The following is a 14,849-nucleotide window of genomic DNA, read 5'->3' as shown; positions in this document are numbered from 1 at the left end:
TTGACTTACAACAACGAGGGTTTACAAAGGTTATGACGACGCTCGGACTCTACACGGCGACGGAGAACGAACTGGGGGCGGTCGCGTCGGCGGCCGCGGAGACCGACGTGGAGCTGGTCGCGCGCTCGAAGGGCGACCTGGACGACCCCGCGGACGTGGACGCGTTCCTGTCCGACCTGGCCGAGGCCGACGCCGCGGCGGTCGTGCTGTGGCTCCACGGCGGCACCGACAGCATGCCCGGCTACGAGCGCGCCGTCGAGCGACTGCGCGAGACGGGGACCCCGGTCGTCGTGAAGGCGACCGGCGACGCGTTCGCCGACGAGGACACCACCGCCGACGACGAGGTGACCGACCGGGTCCGCGAGTACCTGGAGCGCGGCGGCGCCGCGAACCTCGCGAACCTCCTGCGGTACCTCGCGGACGCCTACGGCGCGGCGGCCGACGCTCCGCCCGGCGGCTACGAGTACGACGACCCGGTGGCGCTCCCCTCGGAAGGGGTGTACCACCCGGACTACCCGGGCGCGGCCTACGACGAACTCGTCTCGACGTTCGACCCCGACACCCCGACCGTGGGCGTCTGGTTCTACGAGTCCCACTGGACCCACGAGAACACACGGTACGTCGACGCGCAGGTGCGCGCGCTGGAGGACCGGGGCGTCGACGCGCTCCCGGTGTTCTGCAACCCCGCGGGCGACGAGAACGGCTGGGACGCAGAGCGCGTCACCGACGAGTGGCTGCTGGACGACGACGGCGAGCCGGTGGTCGACGCCGTGCTCTCGTCGTTCATGTTCGCGCTCTCGATGGACGAGCGCGGCCGCGACGCGGACGACGAGGGAGCGGGCGCCGAGGAGGTGTTCCTCGACCGGCTCGGCGTCCCGGTGCTCCAGACGGTCACGACGATGCGCTCGCGCTCGCGTTACGAGTCGAGCGACACCGGCGTGATGGGGTTCGAACTCGCGCTCTCCGTGGCGCTCCCGGAGTTCGACGGGAACGTGATCACCCACCCCATCTCCGGGAAGGAGCGCACGGACGACGAGGCCGGAATCGGCTCGGCGCCGAAGCAGCACTTCCCGATCGACGACCGGGTCGACCACGTCGCGTCGCTGGCGGCCAACTGGGCGCGGCTCCGGCACCTCCCGAACGGGGAGGCCGACGTTGCCGTCGTCCTCCACAACTACCCGCCCAGCGACGACGGCATCGGCACCGCGTTCGGGCTGGACACGCCCGAGAGCACGGCGAACCTCCTCGCCGAACTCGACGAGCGCGGGTACGACCTCGGCGACGCCGGCCGGGAGGACGGCCCGCCGGCCGACGGCGCCGACCTCATCGACGCGCTCACGGCGCAGCTCACCCTCGACGACCGGTGGGTCGCCCCCGAGGACGTCCGCGAGCTGAGCGTCGACACGGTCGCGCCCGACACCTACCGCGAGTGGTTCGCGGACCTCGACGAGGGCTTCCGGGAGGCCGTGCTGTCGGAGTGGGGGGACCCGCCCGCCCGTCCGTTCGCGATCCCGGGCGTCGAGTTCGGGAACGTGCTCGTGACGGTCCAGCCGCCGCGCGGGTTCGGGATGGACCCGAGCAAGGTGTACCACGACTCGGACCTCCAGCCCCCGCACGACTACGTCGCCTTCTACGGCTGGCTCCGGGAGTCCTTCGACGCCGACGCGGTCGTCCACATGGGCACCCACGGCTCGCTCGAGTGGCTCCCCGGCAAGACCGTGGGGCTGGACTCATCGTCGGCGCCCGACCAGCTGGTCGGCGACCTCCCGAACGTCTACCCCTACGTGATCAACAACCCCGGCGAGGGGACGCAGGCGAAGCGGCGGTCCTACGCCGCCGTCGTCGACCACCTCACGCCGCCGATGGCGAACGCCGGCACCTACGACGACCTCGCGGAGCTGGAGGAGCTGGCCGACCAGTACCGGGAGGCGGGGACGACCGACGCGCGCCCGGACGACGGCGAGCGGCTCGAACGCCGGATCCGCGAGGCGGTCGACGACCTCGACCTCGCCGTCGAACTGGGGATCGCGGGCGACATCGACGAGCGGGCGGACGTTCGCGGCCCCGACGAGGCGGGGTCGACGCTCGCGGAGGGGGAAGTCGCAGGCGACGATGTCGACGTCGACGAACTGGTCGAGCGGGTCCACGAGTACCTCACCGACGTGAAGACCACCCAGATCCGGATGGGCCTGCACACGCTCGGCGAGCCGCCGGCGGGCGACCGGCTCGTGGAGTACCTCGTCGCGCTCACCCGCCTAGAGAACCCCGGCGCGCCGAGCCTCCGGGAGTCGGTGGCCAGGGTGCTGGGCGTCGACTACGACCGCATGCGCGCCGAGCCGGGGACCTACGACGAGGACCTGGGAATGACGTACGCCGAGGCGGCCGACCGCGTCCACGAGGTGAGCTGCGACCTCGTGCGGACGCTCGCCGAGCACGGATTCGACGTGCCCGCCTCCGAGCGGGACGGAGGGGCGGACAGCGAGGTGAACATGAACCTCCTGGTCGTCGACGTCGACACGATCGGCGACGCGCGGGCCGCCTCGGGCGCCCACGACGACCTCCGGGAGGCGCTCCGGTACGTCTGCGAGGAGGCCGCCCCCCGGGTCGGCGGCGCCCGCGCCGAGGTGGGCAACGTCGCCGACGCGCTCGCCGGCGGGTACGTCCCGCCCGGCGGCAGCGGCGCCCCCACCCGCGGCGGCGTCGACCTGCTCCCCTCGGGGAGGAACTTCTACACGCTGGACCCCCGGAAGGTGCCCGCACGCGCCGCCTGGGAGGTGGGGTGGGAGGTCGCCGAGGGCGTGCTGGAGCGACACTGCGACGACGAGGGCGAGTACCCCGAGGAGGTGGGCGTCGTCGCGTGGGGCACGCCCACCGTCCGAACCCGAGGCGAGACCATCGCACAGGTGCTCGCGATGATGGGCGTCGAGCCGGTGTGGTCCGACGCCGGGCGCGTCGAGGACGTGGAACCGATCCCCCTGGAGGAGCTGGGTCGCCCCCGGATCGACGTGACGACGCGCGTGTCCGGGCTGTTCCGCGACGCCTTCCCCGCGGCCGCCGGGGTGATCCACGACGCCGTCGACGCCGTGGTCGCCCTCGACGAGCCGCACGACCGCAACTACGTGAAGAAGCACGTCGAGGAGGAGGCCGAGGAACTTGCCGCAGAGGGCGTCGAGGACCCCGAGTCGGCCGCCCGCCACCGGGTGTTCACGACGACGCCCGGCGGCTACGGCGCCGGCACGAACAAGGCCGTCGACGAGGGCAACTGGGAGGGCCGCTCGGACCTCGCGGACGTGTACACCCGGTGGGGCGGCTACGCGCTCGGCAAGCGCGGTTCCGTGAGCGAGGCGCACGACGCCTTCGCCCGGCGGCTCTCGGGCGTCGAGGCGACCGTGAAGGTCGAGGACACCGACGAGCAGGACGAGTTCGACTCCTCGGACTGGTACGCCTTCCACGGCGGGTTCATCACCGCGGTGACCGAGCACGCCGGCGAGGAGCCCGCCTCCTACGTCGGCGACTCCTCGGACCCCGACGACGTGCGCGTGTACACGAACGAGGAGAAGGTCCGCAAGGCGATGCGCTCGCGGGTGCTCAACCCGCGCTGGCTCGACTCCATGGAGGAGCACGGCTACAAGGGCGCCGGCGACCTCTCCACGACGGTCGACGTGGTCCTCGGCTGGGACGCCACCACCGGCGTCGTCTCCGACACGCTGTGGGAGGCGGTCGCCGACGCGTACGCCTTCGACGAGGAGCGGCGCGAGTGGATGGCGGAGGTGAACCCCTGGGCGCTCGACTCGATCACCGACACGCTCCTGGAGGCGGTCGAGCGCGGCCTGTGGGACGCCGACGCGAACACCGCGGAGCGGCTGCGCGACCTGAACCTCCGCGCGGAGGGCGCCATCGAGGAGCGCGAGTCGCGCGGCGGCGACGCGGACGCGCTCGCGGGCCGCGCGGGCGACGACGACTGACCGATCACGACACCCGACACGACCGACCACGACACCACCATGAGCGACACACCGGAGACATCCGACGCGAGCGAGACGGCACCGGAGGAGGAGGAGGAATCGAACGGGACGGAGGCGTACGCGGACCTGGGCGCCACGACCGAGGCGGCGATGGACATCGCCGAGACGAGCATGGACCGCGTCCACGAGCTGGTCCCGCAGGAGACGCTGGCCGACCGCCTGCGCGCGAAGGCGGTCCACGCGACCGGCGACCCCGAGTTCCAGCACCTCGTGCGCTTCACCGGCGCCGACGAGGAGGAGCCGATCCGGGCGGGCGCCCGGGCGGTGCTCGACGAGCGACCGGTCGTCACGGACATCACGATGGTGAAGGCCGGCATCACCGGTCGCGGCCACGACTGTCCGGTTCGGAAGGCGATCGGCAACGGCGCCGAACTGGCCGCAGAGACGGGGATGACCCGGACCGCCGCCGCGGTGCTGGAGCTCGACCGCGAGGGCGTCTACGACGGCGCGGTCGCCGTCGTCGGCAACGCGCCCACGGCGGCGCTCGCGCTCGCGGACTGCATCGAGGACGGCACCCGGCCGGCCGTCGTCGTGGCGACGCCCGTGGGCTTCGTGAAGGCCGCCGACTCCCGCGAGCGGGTCCGGGAGGTCTGCGCCGAACGCGGCGTTCCCGCGGTGACGAACGTGGGTCGCCGCGGCGGCAGCGGCCTCGCGGCCGGCCTGACGAACGAGCTCGTCCACGTCGCCAGCGACGCCCGCGAGGGGGAGGTCTCCCTGGGGACCCCGGAACGGTCGAGCGGCGAGGGCGGGGAGCCGGGTGACGGGGAGATGGGCCCGTGACCGGCGGGGGTCCGGACGCCCCCGAGCCGCCGGAGCTTCCCGACCGCCCCGGCGTGGCGGCGAGCGCGGCGCCCGAGCCGCCCCGGGGGGACGGCCGCGCAGCCGCCGAGGGGGACGCCGCCGGCGGTCCGGCGTCCGCGGTCCACGCCGTCGGGATCGGTCCCGGGAACCCCGAGTTCCTGACGCGGCGCGCGGCCCGCCTGCTCCGCGAGGCTGACGTCGTCGTCGGCTTCGAGACGGTCGTCGACTACGTCGCCGAGGAGACGGACGCGGACCTGATCGCCTGCGGCTACCGCGACGAGCCGGAGGCGCTCGGGCGGTTCGCCGCCCGCGTCCACGACGGCGCCCGCGGGGTCGCCGTCCTGATGGGCGACCCGAACCACTCGGGCTACCAGTTCCTCGGGAAGGTCGAGGCGGCCGTGGAGGGGCCGGTGGAGGTCGTTCCCGGCATCTCCAGCGTGCAGGTGGCCGCCAGCCGCGCGCGGACGCCCCTGGAGGACTCGACGTTCGTCACGCTCCACGTCCGCGGCGACGTGTCGGCGGACCTGGACCGCCTGACCCGCGACGCGGGGGACCGACACCTGATCGTCATCCCGCGCCCGTACGACTGGATGCCGGAGGACGTCGCCGCCCGGCTGGTCGCCGACGGGGCCGACCCGGGGCTCGACGCGCTGGTGCTCGAACGCATGACCCACCCCGACGAGCGGGTCACGCGGACGGACCTGGGGTCGCTCGCGGACGGCGCCGGCGGCGACGGGGCCGAGGACACGGCGTTCTCGGACCTCTCTGTGCTGGTCGTGCGCCGGTGAGGCGGACGGCGACCGGCCGGGAGGTGCGTATATCCCCTCGCGCGCGGTACGGGGACGTATGGCCCCCGGATCGAACGGCGGCGATCGGGACGCGCTCCCCCCGGACGACGCGTTCACGCTGGCGGGGAACGGAACGAGGATGGCCATCCTCCGCGCGCTGTGGGACGCCTACGAGCCGTACGCGTCGGACAACGCGGTCCCCTTCTCGGAGCTGTTCGACCGCGTCGACGTCGAGGACACGGGGAACTTCAACTACCACCTGGGCAAGCTGACCGGGCACTTCGTCCGGCGGACGGACGCCGGATACGAGCTGTCGGCACCGGGCTTCCGGATCGTGCGAGCGGTCGTCGCGGGCGGGGTGACCGGGAACCCCGCGCTCGCCCCGAGCCGGGTCGGGGAGACCTGCGACCGCTGCGGGAGCCCGGTCGCGGTCGCCTACGAGGACGGGATCACGTGGGTCCGGTGTCGCTCGTGCGAGGGGTACTGGCCGCAACGCGGTGGCGAGATCTTCGGGTTCGGACTCCCGCCGAACGGGCTCCGGGGCCGCGACCCCGACGGGGTCCTCGACGCCACGATCGCCTACTCCATCCGCCGGTTCGAGACGATGATCGACGGCGTCTGTCCGGAGTGCGGCGCGCCGGTCGCCGCCTCGCTGGCGGTGTGTGACGACCACGACCCCGGCGAGGGGGTGTGCGACGCGTGCGGCTCCCGCTTCCTCGGCGTCGTCAGCGCCGTCTGCGACTCGTGCAAGTTCCACTGGCGCAGCCCCGGCTACGCACCCGTCAGCCACCACCCGGCGCTGATCTCGTTCTACGACGACCGCGGGGTCGAACACGTCCCGGCCACCTGGGCGGCGATCGAACGCGGCTTCGGCTGGGTCGAGGAACGGGTCCCGGGGGCGCCGGATCGCCTCCGCCTGGTCGTCGGCCACGACGGACACGAGCGTCGGTTCACCCTCGACCGCACGGCGACAGTCGTCGACGTCGAGCGATAGTCGCCCCGAACCGGTGCCCCGTCGGCGTCGATGCGCCGCCGCCGGAGATACTGTCAGGAGGGGGACAGCAATCTCGTGCTGATCACGGTTATCTCCCTGTACGTGAGACAGTCACTAGCGATGAGACGACCGATCCACGCCGTCACGGCCGACCGCGCACCGCACGTCCGACCGCCCGGCGACCGGGTTCCGGACACCCGCCCCGGCCACGCGCGCGCTCCGAGGTGGGTCCCGTGACGCTCGCGACCATCCCCCGCTACGACCGCTCCCGGGCCGTCCGGGTCGGCGACCACGCGGTGGTCGTGGGGGCAAGCGTCGCCGGCCTGCTCGCGGCCCGTGTCCTGGCCGACGCGTACGGCGAGGTGACCGTGATCGACCGGGACCGGCTCCCCGACGCCCCCGAGGCGCGCCGCGGCGTCCCCCAGGACCGCCACCCGCACGCCCTGCTGGAGGCCGGACGCGCGACCGTCGAGGACCTGCTCCCCGGCTGTGTCGGGGACGTCATCTCCGCCGGCGGCGTGATCACCGACTTCGCCGGCGACGTGCGGTTCTACAGCCAGGGGGGCTTCCTCGCGGCCGGGCCCGCCCGGCTGGAGACGATATCCGCGACGCGACCCCTGTTCGAGCACGTCGTCAGACGGCGCGTCGCCGCGGTCGAGAACGTCCGGATCCGGACGGGCTGTCACTGCGTCGAGTACCTGCTCGACGACGCGGGCGACGCCGTGGAGGGGGTGACGACCCGCGAGGGCGGCGAGCGGGCGGACCTGCCGGCCGACCTGGTCGTGGACGCCACCGGCCGGGCGAGCAGGACGCCGGCGTGGCTGGACCGCCACGGGTACGCCCCGCCCGCGGTCGACGAGGTCCGGATCGGCATCGCCTACAGCACCGCCTACGTCGAGCGCCCGCCGCACGACCGCCGGACGTATCTCGTCCCGGCGGCCCCGCCCCGGACCCGCGGCGGCATGGCCGCGCCGGTCGAGGGCGACCGGTGGGTCGTGAACCTCCACGGCGTCCACGGCGACAGCCCCCCCACCGACCGGGGGGAGTTCCGGGCGTACGCGGCCACCCTGCCGGTGTCGGAGGTGGCCGACATCGTCGACGAGCACGAGTGGGCCGCGGGCGACGTCGAACACTACCCGTTCCCGTCCAACAGGCGGAACCGGTACGAGGACCTCGACCGGTTCCCCGACGGGCTGGCGGTGATCGGCGACGCGATAGCCAGCTTCAACCCGGTGTACGCCCAGGGGATGTCGGTCGCCGCGCTCGAGGCGCTGACGCTCCATCACGCCCTCGCGGAGGGCGGGGAGGACCTCGCCGTCCGGTTCTTCGACCGCGCGGCGTCGGTCGTCGACATCGCCTGGAACATGGCCGTCGGCGCCGACTTCGGGTTCGCGGGGACGGAGGGACCCAGGCCCCGCGGGACGGGCTTCTTCAACTGGTACACGGGACGGTTGCTCCGACGCGCACGAACCGACGGCGCCCTGACCGACGCGTTCGTCCGCGTGCAGATGATGGAGCGGCCGCCGACGTCCCTGCTGCGCCCGCGGGTGCTCCGGCGGGTCCTCCAGCCCCGGTTGCGAACGGGTCGGTCGGAGGCGTCCCGCCCGGTCTCGGGGACGCGCGAGGACGACGGGGGAACGGCCGGAGTCCGCTGAACGCGGGTGGCGGTCGGGCCGCGAACGCGGCGCTCAGTCGTCGGCGACGTCCGCCGCCTCGGCCGTCCCGGCGGCCCGACGCTCCGTCTCGAGGTCGAAGCGGTCGAGCGTCATCACCTTGGACCAGGCGTCGACGAAGTCGCGCACGAACTTCTCCTCGGCGTCGTCGGCGCCGTAGACGTCCGCGATGGCGCGCAGCCGGGCGTTCGAGCCGAAGATCAGGTCGAAGCGGGTGGCCTCCCACTCGACCTCGCCGGTGTCGCGGTCGCGACCCTCGAAGAGCTGTCGCTCCTCCGTGACCGGCTCCCACTCGTAGTCCATGTCGAGCAGGTTCACGAAGAAGTCGTTTGTGAGGGTCCCCGGTCGGTCGGTGAGGACGCCGCGCTCGGTGTCGCGGTAGGTCGCGCCCAGCGCGCGCATGCCGCCGACCAGGACGGTCATCTCCGGGGCCGAGAGGTTCAGCAGTTCGGCCTTGTCCACCAGCCGCTCCTCGGGGGTGTCGTCGTAGGCGTCCGTGTCGCCGAGGTAGTTCCGGAACCCGTCGGCGTGGGGCTTGAGCGCCTCGAAGGAGTCGACGTCGGTCTGCTCCTGCGTGGCGTCTGTGCGGCCCGGCTCGAACGGGATCTCCACGTCGTAGCCGGCCTCAGCCGCCGCCCGCTCGACGGCCGCGTTCCCGCCCAGCACGATAAGGTCCGCCAGCGAGACCCTCGTCCCGTCCGATCGGGAGGCGTTGAACTCCTCCCGGACGTCCTCGAGGGTCGAGAGGACCGCCTCCAGCTCCTCGGGCTCGTTCACCTCCCAGCTACGCTGGGGTTCCAGACGGAGCCGCGCGCCGTTCGCGCCGCCGCGCTTGTCGCTGTCGCGGTACGTCCACGCCGACGCCCAGGCGGTCTTGGCCAGCTGGGAGACCGAGAGGTCCGACGCCAGCAGGCTCTCCTTGAGCTCGGCGGCCTCCTCCTCGCCGATGAGGTCGTAGTCGGCGTCCGGGATGGGGTCCTGCCAGATCATCTCCTCGTCGGGCACCTCCGGGCCGAGGAGCCGCTCGGGCGGGCCCATGTCGCGGTGGATGAGCTTGTACCACGCCTTCGCGAACGCCTCGCGGAACTCCTCGGGGTCCTCCTGGAACTCCTCCAGCACTGCCCGGAAGTCGGGGTCCTCCTTCAGTGCGACGTCGGTCGTCAGCATCATCGGGTCGACGAACTCGTCCGGGACGTGGGCGTCCGGGACGGAGTCGGGGATGTCGGCCCCCGGGCCGTCGCCGGCCGGCCGCCACTGCCACGCGCCGCCGGGGCCCTTGTGGGGCTCCCACTCGTAGTCGAGCAGGTTGTCGACGTAGCCCATGTCCCACTGGATCGGCGCGCTGGTCCAGGGACCCTCGATGCCGCTGGTGATAGTGTCGGGGCCCTTGCCCTCGCCGAAGTCGTTCTCCCAGCCGAACCCCTGCTTCTCGATGGGGGCCGCCTCGGGCTCGGGGCCGACGTGCTCCTCGGGGTCGTCGGCGCCGTGGACCTTCCCGAAGGTGTGGCCGCCGGCGATGAGCGCGACCGTCTCCTTGTCGTTCATCGCCATCCGGCTGAACGACTGCCGGATGTTCTTCGCGGACCCCTCGAGGTCCGGCTCGCCGTCCGGGCCCTCGGGGTTCACGTAGATGAGGCCCATCACGGTCTGGGCGAGGTCGCCCGCGAGTTCGCCCTCCTCGTCGAACCGTTCGACCGAGGACTCCTCCCACTCCTCCTCGGGGCCCCAGTCGACGGCCGCGTCGGGCTTGTAGTCGTCCTCGCGGCCGCCCCCGAAGCCGTACGTCTCGAAGCCCATCGACTCCAGCGCGACGTTGCCGGCCAGGACGATCAGGTCGGCCCACGAGAGCTTCCGCCCGTACTTCTGTTTGATCGGCCACAGCAGGCGACGGGCCTTGTCGAGGTTCGCGTTGTCCGGCCAGCTACTGATGGGGGGCAGGCGCTGTCGACCGCCGGAGGCGCCGCCGCGACCGTCGGCGGTGCGGTACGTGCCGGCGCTGTGCCAGGCCATCCGGATGAACAGCGGCCCGTAGTGTCCGTAGTCGGCCGGCCACCACTCCTGCGAGGTCGTCATCAGCTCCTCGAGGTCGGCCTTCACCGCCTCGTAGTCCAGCGTCTGGAACTCCGCCGCGTAGTCGAAGTCCTCGTCCATCGGCCCGACGTCGCGGGCGTTGTCGTCGAGGACGTCGACGTTCAGTTGGTTCGGCCACCAGTCCTGATTGGACATGGTCATGCACGGAAAGTTGTCGCTTCGGCATATAAGATTGTCCACTTCGGAAAGGAGATTTTGTTGCCGCCAAAGCGTTCTATCGGGTTTATGAATCACTCTCCGTGATCGTCCCGGGTCGGCCCCGGCCGAACCGGGTCGGCTCGCGTCGGGCGTTCGGCGGAAACCGGCGGGCTGGGATCCGTCGGACACGACTCCGCGGAGACGGATAACGCTGTTCGCCGAACACGTTCGCCCACGTCTTCGCGACGGGTCCCGACGGCGCTCCAGCGGTCGTCCCCGAGCGGTGACCGTTCCCGAACCCCGGATCCGGGCGCGCGGTTTCATCTGTGAGCGCGTTGATGGATACGTGTGGACCACGAGATCACTTCCGGCCACTCCTTCGCGTCGCTGCGCGTCTCGCTCGCGCGCGGCGAGACGATCCGCGCCGAGTCGGGCGCGATGGTGAGCCACGACGCGGGCATCGACATCGAGACGAACGCGACCGGCGGCTTCCTGAAGTCCGTCAGGCGGGCGTTCGGCGGCGAGAGCTTCTTCCAGAACACGTTCTCCGCGCGGGAGGCCGGGGAGGTGCGGTTCGCGCCGCCGCTCCCGGGCGACGTCGAGCACGTCCCGTTGAGCGACGAGACGCTGTACGTTCAGTCCGGGTCGTACCTCGCGGGCGACGCCGGCCTCGACGTCGACACCGAGTTCGGCGGGGCGCGGACGTTCCTCGGCGGCGAGGGACTGTTCCTCCTCCGGGTGACCGGGAGCGGGCCGCTGTTCGTGTCGAGCTACGGCGCCATCGAGACGGTCGACCTCGACGAGCGCGACTCCCTCGTCGTCGACACCGGCCACGTCGTCGCGTTCGAGTCGACCGCGAGCTTCGACGTCCGCCGCGTCGGCGGGCTGCGGTCGACGCTGACGAGCGGCGAGGGGCTCGTCTGCGAGTTCGGCGGGTCGGGCCGGGTGTGGCTGCAGTCGCGCAGCCCGGACGCGTTCCTCTCGTGGCTGATCCCGAAGCTCCCGGTTCGGACGACGAACCACTCGGCCTGAGCTCGTCGCCCCGTGTCGTGTCGTGCTGCCCCGTCCAGCCCCGTGTCCGGTCCGGTCCCGCGCTCGCGACGGTCCGTCCCCGCGCCCTGCGAATCCCCGCGTGCCCTTTCCGTTTCGCCACCCGTTCGCGTTCGTATGCGACTCGTTCGAACGCTCGTCCCGCCGGACGCCGTCGAGGACGTGGAGGCGATCCTCGACGGCTACGACATCGACCACGTCCTCGTCCGGGAGGCGAGCGACCGCGAGGACGGCGTCCTCATGGAGTTCCCCGTCCCCGCCCAGGCGGTCGAGGCCGTGCTGGACGAGATCCGCGAGGCCAAGCGGGGGGAGGAGCGGTACACGGTCGTCGCCAGCGCCGAATCGGTGTTCGCCCCCCACGTCGACGAACTGGAGGCGCGGTTCGTCACCGGTACCGAGGAGGACGACGCCATCCCCACCGAGGAGGTCCGCGCGACCGCCCTCGACCTCACGCCGAGCCCGCTGACGTACTACTCGATGACGGCGCTGAGCGCGCTGGTCGCCACCGCGGGGCTCCTGCTGGACTCGCCGGCCGTCGTCGTCGGGTCGATGGTGATCGCGCCGCTCGTGGGCTCGGCGCTCACCGCCAGCGTCGGCACCGTCCTGGACGAGCGCGACATGCTGTGGGAGGGGCTGAAGACGCAGCTGCTCGGGCTCGGGCTCGCCGTCGCGACGGCGACGGCGTTCAGCCTCGCGCTCAAGTCGGCGGCGTTCCTCCCGCCGGCGCTGGACGTGACGACCACCCAGCAGATATCGAGCCGGATCTCGCCGGGGCTGCTGTCCGTGATCGTCGGCGTGTGTGCGGGCGCGGCCGGCGCGTTCGGGCTCGCGACCGGCGTCTCGGTCGCGCTCGTGGGCGTGATGGTGGCCGCGGCGCTGGTCCCGGCGGCGGCGGCCGTCGGCGTCGGGGTGGCGTGGGGCGTGCCGGCGGTCGCGCTCGGGGCGTTCCTCCTGCTCGTGTTGAACGTTGTCGCGATCCACCTCTCGGGGGCGTCCGTGCTGTGGTACCTCGGCTACCGCCCGGAGCGGGCGACCGCCGGCGGCGACGAGGCGGTCGGCCCGACGCCGCGGTACGCCTCGGCGGTCGCGGTCGCGCTCGTGCTCCTGGCGGTGTTCGTCGCCACCGGGGGGCTGGTGGCCTCCCAGATCGGATTCGAGCGCCAGGCGAACGACGCCGCCGGCGACGTGCTCGGACAGGACCGGTACGCCGAACTCGATCTCGTCTCGCTCAGCGCAGAGTTCCGGGTCGGCGGGCCGGTCGAGGCGGGCGGCGACCGGACCGTCACGGTGGTCGTCTCCCGGCCGGCCGACCGGGGCTACCCGCAGTTGAGCCGGGCGCTGTCCCGCCGGATCGGGGCCGCGACCGGCCGGTCGGTCGCGGTGACCGTCGAGTTCGTGGAGCAACAGACGTTCGATCCGTCCGGGGACGGGACGGCGGCGACGGCGGCGACGGCGGCGACGCGGCCGCCGGCTCACTCGAAGGCGTCGAGGCCGGTCTGACCGGCGGGGCGGTCCGGGTCGTCGCCGCCGTCCGAACCGTCCTCGTCGCCGTCGCCGCCCGGGCTGCTCCCGCCACGCCGCGACAGCGACAGCCGCCGGCGGATCTCGGGGTCGCGGGCGGCCTCCTCGGCGCGGTCGGCCAGCGCGGCGAAGCGGTCGCGCGCCTCGCGGCGCCTCGCCTCGAACTCGACCACGGGCCGGGGGTAGTCTTCGCCGATCCGGACGCCGAGGTCGTCCTGGAGCGCCAGCGGCATCCGCTCCGGCGCATCGAGGTGTTCGGGGGGCACGTCGCCGAGCTCGGGCACCCACCGGCGCACGAACTCGCCGTCCGGGTCGTTGTCGCGGACCTGCTTGCGGGGGTTGTACACCCGGACGGCCGCGACGCCGGTCAGGCCGGTCTGGTACTGCCACTGCGTGTAGTTGATCGCGGGGTCGGCGTCGATCAGGTGCTCGTAGAAGTGGTCGGCGCCGATCCGCCACGGCTGCCGGAGGACGTACCCGAAGAACGACGCGCACATCGCGCGCATCCGGAAGTTGAGCCACCCCGTCCTCCGGAGACACCGCATCGAGGCGTCCACCATCGGGAAGCCCGTCTTCCCCCGCTTCCACGCGGTTACCAGCTCGGGGTCGTGGGTCGTGCGGTAGAGCCCGCGGAACACGGGGTTCACCGCGCGCTCGGTCCACCCGGGCCAGTCCTGGAGCTTCTGGGTGTAGTGGCGGTTCCAGTAGAGTCGGTCCCGGAACATGTCTTTCCCGCGCCCGTCGGGCGCGTCGCGCTCCAGCCGCCGGAACACCTCCCGCACGGAGAGGCAGCCGAACCGGAGATACGCCGACAGCCGACTGGTACCGGTCTCGGCGGCCGCGGGCGCCGAGATGGAGCCGGGGTACTCGTGGATGCGGTCGAGGAAGCGATCGAGGCGAGACAGCGCCGGCCCCCGGCCCCCGACGGGCACGGACTCCTTCTCCGGGGTCACGTCGTACCGTTCCTCGGTGCCCTCGACGCTGGCGGCGGCGCCGACGCCGTGGTCGCCGAACCCCGACGGATCCGGCGCGGTCGGCTCGTCACGGAGGTAGGACTCGACGTGGTCGGCCCACCCGTCGCGGGGGTCGTCGACGCCGCGCCGGAGGCCGTCGCCGTCGACGAACGTCGCGTCCAGCCGCCCGGCGGCGCGGTCGTCGCGGCGGGCGCCGTACCGGCCCGTCGCGTCGGCGGTCGCCGCCACGTCCCAGCCGCGGTCCGCGAACGTCGCGAGGACGTCGACGGGGTCGCCCCGGGCGAACACCAGGTCGACGCCGCGGTCGGCGTACCGCTCGGCGAGGTCCGACAGCGACTCGTGGAGGAACCGCCGCCGCGCGTCGCACGCGAGGGCGTCGGGGCCGTAGAAGTGCGGATCGAAGACGAACACCGGGCAGACCGTGTCGTACTCGCGGGTGGCGTACGTCACCGCCGGGTGATCGGGGATCCTGAGGTGACGACGGTGCCAGACGACGCAGGCGGAGCCGTCGGCGACCGACGGGGGGTCCGGCGTGCCGTCGGTCGCGTGCCCGGGCATGGACGCGGAACGGCCGGGCGCGGTATAACCGTTGGCCCGCGGGGGGACGCCGGGTCGGCCCGAGTCCCGAGCGGTCGCCGACACGCGGACACTCGACCCCGACCCGGCACGGCCGGCGACGTGCCGGCGGACCGACCGTTCGGGCCGCCCGTCTCCGACACCGCCCCGGTGGGTGGCGGGACGACAGTGCCACATGCGGCGATGCTCCCGCCGGACGGGGTCCGGCCTCCTCTCGG

9 protein-coding genes are annotated in these 14,849 nt (G+C 73.0%); 7 read left to right on the top strand and 2 right to left on the bottom strand.

Features of this window, described 5'->3' with window-relative positions; translation table 11 throughout:
* Positions 1–32 precede the first annotated feature (32 nt).
* The 5 genes from cobN to ACQUQ1_RS10385 all read left to right on the top strand — a co-directional run bounded on the left by cobN (position 33) and on the right by ACQUQ1_RS10385 (position 8,263).
* Positions 33–3,965, top strand: coding sequence for a cobaltochelatase subunit CobN (cobN, locus tag ACQUQ1_RS10405; protein WP_435064227.1), 3,933 nt, complete (start codon positions 33–35; stop codon positions 3,963–3,965).
* A 39-nt stretch (positions 3,966–4,004) separates the two neighbouring features.
* A complete protein-coding gene (locus ACQUQ1_RS10400) occupies positions 4,005–4,805 on the top strand; it encodes a precorrin-8X methylmutase (protein WP_435064226.1) in 801 nt (266 codons plus the stop codon).
* Positions 4,802–5,614 (top strand): cobalt-precorrin-7 (C(5))-methyltransferase, encoded by an 813-nt coding sequence (locus ACQUQ1_RS10395; RefSeq protein ID WP_435064225.1) that lies wholly within the window; start codon positions 4,802–4,804, stop codon positions 5,612–5,614. Before ACQUQ1_RS10400 ends, ACQUQ1_RS10395 begins: the two co-directional genes overlap by 4 nt.
* Positions 5,615–5,672: 58 nt before the next feature.
* Entirely contained in the window at positions 5,673–6,608 is a 936-nt protein-coding gene (locus tag ACQUQ1_RS10390) for a DUF7351 domain-containing protein (protein WP_435064224.1), read from the top strand.
* A 233-nt stretch (positions 6,609–6,841) separates the two neighbouring features.
* Entirely contained in the window at positions 6,842–8,263 is a 1,422-nt protein-coding gene (locus tag ACQUQ1_RS10385) for an FAD-dependent oxidoreductase (protein ID WP_435064223.1), read from the top strand.
* A 33-nt stretch (positions 8,264–8,296) separates the two neighbouring features.
* Here the strand turns inward: ACQUQ1_RS10385 and katG are convergent, their stop codons facing one another.
* Positions 8,297–10,513 carry a catalase/peroxidase HPI gene (gene katG, locus ACQUQ1_RS10380; protein ID WP_435064222.1) on the bottom strand — a complete coding sequence of 739 codons (2,217 nt, stop codon included), beginning with the start codon at positions 10,511–10,513 and terminating at the stop codon, positions 8,297–8,299.
* Positions 10,514–10,858: 345 nt separating this feature from the next.
* Here katG and ACQUQ1_RS10375 point away from each other — a divergent pair, with 345 nt between their 5' ends.
* Both ACQUQ1_RS10375 and ACQUQ1_RS10370 read left to right on the top strand, forming a co-directional pair.
* Positions 10,859–11,542: a TIGR00266 family protein gene (locus ACQUQ1_RS10375; RefSeq protein WP_435064221.1), complete on the top strand. Its 684-nt coding sequence runs from the start codon at positions 10,859–10,861 to the stop codon at positions 11,540–11,542.
* A gap of 135 nt (positions 11,543–11,677) precedes the next feature.
* Positions 11,678–13,060: a TIGR00341 family protein gene (locus ACQUQ1_RS10370; RefSeq protein ID WP_435064220.1), complete on the top strand. Its 1,383-nt coding sequence runs from the start codon at positions 11,678–11,680 to the stop codon at positions 13,058–13,060.
* Here ACQUQ1_RS10370 and ACQUQ1_RS10365 read toward each other — a convergent pair.
* Positions 13,033–14,613, bottom strand: a complete 1,581-nt coding sequence (locus tag ACQUQ1_RS10365) for an FAD-binding domain-containing protein (RefSeq protein ID WP_435064219.1) — start codon at positions 14,611–14,613, stop codon at positions 13,033–13,035. The two genes, ACQUQ1_RS10370 and ACQUQ1_RS10365, sit on opposite strands and share 28 nt — an antisense overlap.
* Between the last annotated feature and the right edge of the window lie 236 nt (positions 14,614–14,849).

Origin of the sequence: Halobaculum sp. EA56 (assembly GCF_051195075.1) — an archaeon.
Lineage (GTDB): Archaea > Halobacteriota > Halobacteria > Halobacteriales > Haloferacaceae > Halobaculum.
The sequence above is the reverse complement of the archived record's forward strand: the minus strand, read 5'-3'. Positions and strand labels throughout refer to the sequence as shown.